The organism is Spiroplasma sp. hy2 (genome assembly GCF_044714365.1).
In the GTDB taxonomy this organism is placed as follows: Bacteria; Bacillota_I; Bacilli_A; order Mycoplasmatales; family Mycoplasmataceae; genus Spiroplasma; species Spiroplasma phoeniceum.
Map to the genome: position 1 here is coordinate 1 of NZ_RXFZ02000048.1, position 6,120 is coordinate 6,120.

Sequence of the window (6,120 nt, forward strand, 5' to 3'; positions counted from 1 at the left end):
TAAAACTGTTTTTTAATTCTGTAATTATTTTTTCCATCAATTATTTACCTCTTATATATTAAAAATATACCTAAAATTAAGTATATTCTATAAATATCAAGAGTTTTCTACAAAATTAAAGATTTCTTTTTTTAATTATTATGAAATTATAATTATAATGGATTGTTTGTTAATTTCAAATTATTACTTTACTTAACAAAATATCCAAGATAAAATTATAATTAGTAGTTAATTTTAACTAAAAAGGAGGTTGAAGGAATGCCATCATATTATACAGAACATATTTTAAAATTAAAACAGCCAAAATTAAAGGCACCATTAACTGATGGGGAAATTAATTCTATTGTAACAGCTTTTAAGCATTTAGTTTGTAAAATTAAAAAAGATGTTGTTGTTATTAAGCATCAAAAATTTGGATATGAACTTTTTCGTAGTAAAGCAAACGACAAATATTGAGCATATGCTCTTACATTTACTGAACCTCTTAATCCATTAAAACCAATTTATAAACATCATTGAATTGGTAATGCTTTTATTGGTTATGGGTATGATACATTAGAAGAAACAATTAATCAAACTTTTAAAATGATGGAACAAGGACCAACTGCACAAACAAATTTTCGTGATTATTTAACTAGTTGAGATGAAGAGAAAGACCGCATTTTCTTAGGTTGAGAAGAAAAAGAATGGTCTTTTGAAAAATATCAAAAATTTCAGCATTGATATGAAAAAAACAAGGTTAAAATTATGGCAAAACAAATTGGAGTTAAGGATGCCGAAGATTATAATAAAGAAATTAATGATAAAAATAATAGGTCTGGATTAGCGGTTTTATTAGGGAAAATGCAAGATCCACCAAAACGCCCCCGAGCAATGGCTGTTGTAATGCGCGAAACAGCAAAGACAAAAGAAAAATGAGATGACCCAAAAACCAAAAAATACCTTGTTGGTTTTATGTATGTCAATTAAGAAAGCATCCCATCTTATGAATTATCGAGAAATTAATTCAACGCAAAATGAACATATTAAATTATTGGCAAAATTAAAAGAAAAAAAATACCGAAAAGAATTTAATTTAGCCTTAATTGAAGGATGAAACATTATTGATGAAGCATTACAACAAAATATTGTTGTTGAAATTTTAACAACAAAAGTAAATCAACCAAAATTAAAGAATTTTAATAATATTTTATTAATAATAGTTCCGGAATTAATTTTAACTAAGTTGAGTCAAAGCAAAAATAGTCAAAATATTATCGGTGTGGTTGATTTAACGAAGGTTAAGGAACAAAATAATTTTCAATTTAATCAAAATATTCTTTTATTAGAAAACATTCAAGATCCAGGTAATGTCGGAACATTAATCAGAACTGGCCTTGGTTTTGGTTTTACAAATATTATTTTGTATAATCATACTGTTGATCTTTTTAATGATAAAGTCTTACGTGCTAGTCAAGGTGCGATTTTTAAAGTTGCAATTAAAGGGATTGGTTTAAATGAAATTAAAAACTTCCAATTAAACCAATATAAAATTATTACGACAGGTTTAAATCAAAAAAGTGTTTATTTACAAGATTGTCAGTTTAAGCAAAATGAACGGTATATTTTAGCATTGGGTAATGAGGGGCATGGCCTTTCCACCACAGTGCAAGAAATTAGTGATTATAATGTCCAAATTAAAATTAATTCACAACTTGAGTCATTAAATGTTGCTCAGGCAGGAACAATTTTAATGTATGAAATTAATCGTCAGATGGAGGAAAAATAATGTTTAAGTTTAAAAATGCAAGTTATGTTACATCAGCGGTTAATAAAGCAGGTTGAATTAATGATGATTTATTAGAAATTGCTTTTTTAGGGAAAAGTAATGTTGGTAAATCAAGTTTTTTAAATATGTTGACAAATCAGCGCCAATTAGCAAAAGTTTCGCAAATTCCTGGGAAAACCCGTATGTTAAATTTTTTTGCAATTAATAATAATCAATTTCGAATTGTTGATGCACCCGGATATGGATTTGCAAAAGTTGGTAACCAATATAAGATGGATTTTGCAAAAATAATGGAAGAATATTTAACTCAACGCCAAAATTTAAAATTTGTCTGTTTGTTAGTAGATTTACGTCATCCACCAACTCAAGATGATTATGAAATGTATCAATATTTAAAACATTTTAACATTTTGACCGTTTTAATTGGAACAAAACTTGATAAGGTCAAAAAGAATGATATTCAAAAGCATGAAAAGATTATTAAAGCTAAATTAAATTTTGCTGATAGTGATTATTTTATTAAAACATCAAGTCGAAATAAAATTGCCCGTGATGAATGTTGAGCATTATTTGCAAAATTATTAAATTTTAATGAATAGTTAAAATATTTTAAATTAATAAACTTATTAAAACTATTTTTATTAAATTAGCATATAATTATGACAAATAAGGAGTGGTTAACATGAATAGTTTTTCATTGACAAAAGAAAAAGGCCTTTGACAAAAAATTTTTAAGAAAATCCCATGGTTTTATCATCTAATTTTTCTTATGACTGGAATTATAGCTGGACTGTTATTTCAATTTTTATATATTAAACGATGAGATTTTCTTTATTTCTTTATTTTTATTATTGCAATAATAATGCTTTATTGTGTACTATTTTTATTATTTAGTCCCATTATTAAGCAAAATTGGTTTTTAAAAAAAGGTTTTAATGAAAAATAAAAAAATTTCAATTAAAACAATTGCTGCTGAATGTGGCGTTGGTGTTGGGACAGTATCACGTTATTTTAATGGCGGTTATGTTAGTCAAGAAAAGCGTCTTTTAATTCAAAAAGTTGTGGAAAAATATAATTTTCAGCCTGATTTTGCTGCGCATTCAATTAAAAAGAAAATGTTAGAAGTATATATTTTAATTCCTGATTTAACAAGTAGTAATACATTTATTGTTAAATCAATTTTAAAACAAATTAATGATGATTTTGCTAAAGTAGTTCCTTTTGTTGTTGAAACAACTTATGATGAGGATCGTTATTTATTACATTTACAAGAAATTGTTCGCCGTAAACCAGCTGCTTTAATTTTATTTACGATTAGTAATGACCAAAATATCCGCCCCTTTTTACAGACAATTAATGTTCCAATTATTGTGTATGGTCGTCAATGAGGGGATACTGTTTTTATTAATAATGATAATGAAATGATGTATACTTTGCTCCAAGAAATGGCGCTGAATCATGAATTTGACAAGCAAAAAGAAATTCTTTATATTGGTGAGAATCCGGTAACAAATTTACCAACTGGATTTGCACGATATGATACTGTTGTTGATTGATTTAAACGTCGTAATTATCAATTTCAATCGTACTTTTTTTCTGAGAATCAAGAACGAATAATTTGAGAATTAGTTAAAACAATTGATTTAAATAATAAAAATATTATTGCAGGGAGACATACCTGCTATAAAGTTGTTATTTCCTTTTTAATGAAAAATAATATTACTAATAGTTTACTAACAGATATTTGTAATAGTAATGACTTTTTTCTGCCAATTTTACCAAAACATTATTATATTGCCATTAACTATGGTGAATTAGCAACAAAAATAATTCTCAAGTTAAAGCAAATTTTAGATGGAAATAATATGACAAAAAATAAAACAATTGAATGTTTAAGTTATGAGATTAAAACTTTTTTAAAATAAGTTTATATTTTAAAAAATGTGTATTATAATCAAGCTATGGAAATGATTCCATACAGGAGATAAAAATTATGGCAAAAAAACATATACTACTGAAATAGCAGTGTTAATTCCATTGTTGGGAGGAATTGACAATATTATTTCATATACTCATTGTGTTTCCCGGATTAGATTAGTTTTAAAAGACAATACAAAAGCAAATTCAAAGGAAATAGAAGGATTAGATAATGTTAAAGGAACGGTTCAACCAATTGGGCAATATCATATTGTAATTGGACCTGATGTCAATAATTATTTTGCTGAATTTAAAAAATACTTAACTTCTAAAACAGAAAAATTAGGAGAAAATATAACAAATGAATCAACAGTAAAAAAAGGAAAATGATATCAACGATTATTACAACATTTTTCAGAAATCTTTATTCTCATAGTCCCAGCCTTAATAGCAGGGGGATTAATTTTGGGATTTCGTAACATTTTAGAAGCAAATTGAAATGGGGAAGGAACTTCATTGGTAAGTATTTCAGGATTTGCTAAAGGGTTAGATGATTTTTTGTGAATTCCAGCCCAAGCTGTCTTTTGATATATTCCAGTTACAATTTGTTGATCAATATTTGCCAAAATGGGAGGTTCGCCAGTTCTTGGGATTATTATTGGTTTAACATTGTTATTACCACCGTTAGTCGATATTTTTGAAATTGCTAAAGGTGCTAATAATTCATTATGAATTTTTGATGTGGCACCAACATTTGACTTTGGAGCATGAATTTTTCTTTGAAAAATTCAATATACAGGGCAAGTAATTCCGGCAATTGGAGTAGCCTTTTTTGGCGTTTATTTAGAAAAAGGATTAAATCGAATTGTTCCTGCTGTTCTAAAACAAATTTTTGTACCATTATTAACAATCTTATTATCTTTTACAGTTGGATTATGTTTAATTGGTCCAATTGGCTATATCATTGGAAGTGCAATTTCAGTTGGATTAAGTTGAGCGTTAGTTAATCCGATTGCAAAATATTTCTTTGGACCAATTTTAGGATTATTATATGCGCCAATCGTAATTACTGGTGTTCATACGATGCTTAATGCAGTAATGATTCAAGATACAGTTCAAATTGGGGGAACATTTATTTTTCCAATTTTATGTATGTCAAATATTGCCCAAGGAAGTGCCACTTTAATGTTTACTATTAATAACCGAAAAGACCCAAAAATGAAAGAAATTGGAATTTCTGCCACAACGTCGGCTTGATTGGGAGTAACTGAGCCAGCGTTATATGGAATTAATTTACGCTTTCTGTATCCATTCTTAGCAGCAATTGTTGGTTCAGCAAGTGGTGCAATGTTATTAACCGTTGCAGGTGTAACTTCAAATGAAATTGGAAATAGGGCATGATTAGGAATTTTATCAATTCAATCATTTAGTCAAATCCAAGGTGTTCAAACATTTATTGGTACGGGGTATACGTGATTTATTCTTAGTGCATTACTAACAATGAGCGTAACAATGGCCTTAACATGATTTTTAGAAAAACTTCCACGTTTTACAAAATTACGAGATGAAATATTACAAGTTAAGGGGACAAGTTTAATTAGTTTTAAAAAACAACCAAAAGTGGTTGAAAATATTAATAAATAAATCTTTGAAACGATAAAGGAGATTATCAATGAATAAAATAAATTTTCAAGAAGCGATTGTGTATGAAATTCACCCACAATCGTTTTATGACAGCAATCATGATGGTGTTGGTGATTTACAAGGAATTATTGAAAAATTAGATTATTTAGCAATGCTAGGAGTTAATTATTTATGATTAAATCCAATTTATGTGTCGCCACAAAAAGATAATGGTTATGATGTTTCAGATTACAAAAATATTAATCCGCTTTTTGGAACAATGGATGATTTTGAAATGCTAGTTACAGAAGCAAAAAAACGGAACATTTTTATTATGATGGATATGATTTTTAATCATTGTTCAACAGAACATGAATGATTTCAAAAAGCACAGACAGGAAATCCAGATTATTTGCAACGATTCTTCTTTCTTCCTGGTGACAAAGCAAATTACCCAAATAATTGGCAAAGTAAGTTTGGTGGTTCAGTATGAGAATATCATGATAAATTAAAAATGTTTTATTTACATTTATTTGATAAAACACAAGCTGATTTAAATTGAACGAATGAAAGTCTACGCCAAGATATTTATCAAATTGTTAACTATTGATTACAAAAAGGAGTTCGAGGGTTACGATTTGATGTTATTAATTTAATTGGCAAACCAAATACTTTTGAAAATGATTTAACTGGTGATGGTCGGAAATATTAGACTTCTTGCATAACCTAGTTATTTTAAAATTCCTATAAAATATATTTAAAATAGAAATTATAGGAATCTAAAATTATGAAATTTGATAAATTTGATWTTA

General features: G+C 27.4%; 6 protein-coding genes and 1 pseudogene. All 7 read left to right on the forward strand.

Going from position 1 to position 6,120, the window contains the following annotated elements:
• Positions 1-258 precede the first annotated feature (258 nt).
• On the forward strand, positions 259-969 hold the full coding sequence (locus tag EHV01_RS02465) for a hypothetical protein (protein WP_422066058.1): 711 nt from the start codon (positions 259-261) through the stop codon (positions 967-969).
• A 16-nt stretch (positions 970-985) separates the two neighbouring features.
• The gene (locus tag EHV01_RS02470) at positions 986-1,768 is read left to right on the forward strand and encodes a TrmH family RNA methyltransferase (protein ID WP_422066059.1); all 783 of its coding nucleotides are present in this window, start codon (positions 986-988) and stop codon (positions 1,766-1,768) included.
• Positions 1,768-2,367, forward strand: a complete 600-nt coding sequence (yihA, locus tag EHV01_RS02475) for a ribosome biogenesis GTP-binding protein YihA/YsxC (RefSeq protein WP_422066060.1) — start codon at positions 1,768-1,770, stop codon at positions 2,365-2,367. Before EHV01_RS02470 ends, yihA begins: the two co-directional genes overlap by 1 nt.
• A gap of 83 nt (positions 2,368-2,450) precedes the next feature.
• A complete protein-coding gene (locus tag EHV01_RS02480) occupies positions 2,451-2,714 on the forward strand; it encodes a TIGR04570 family membrane protein (protein WP_422066061.1) in 264 nt (87 codons plus the stop codon).
• Positions 2,704-3,693, forward strand: coding sequence for a LacI family DNA-binding transcriptional regulator (locus EHV01_RS02485; RefSeq protein ID WP_422066062.1), 990 nt, complete (start codon positions 2,704-2,706; stop codon positions 3,691-3,693). Before EHV01_RS02480 ends, EHV01_RS02485 begins: the two co-directional genes overlap by 11 nt.
• A 16-nt stretch (positions 3,694-3,709) precedes the next feature.
• Entirely contained in the window at positions 3,710-5,329 is a 1,620-nt protein-coding gene (locus EHV01_RS02490) for a PTS transporter subunit EIIC (protein WP_422066063.1), read from the forward strand.
• Positions 5,330-5,357: 28 nt separating this feature from the next.
• A pseudogene (locus EHV01_RS02495) lies at positions 5,358-6,017 on the forward strand (alpha-amylase family glycosyl hydrolase); the annotation flags it as partial.
• Positions 6,018-6,120: the final 103 nt, after the last annotated feature.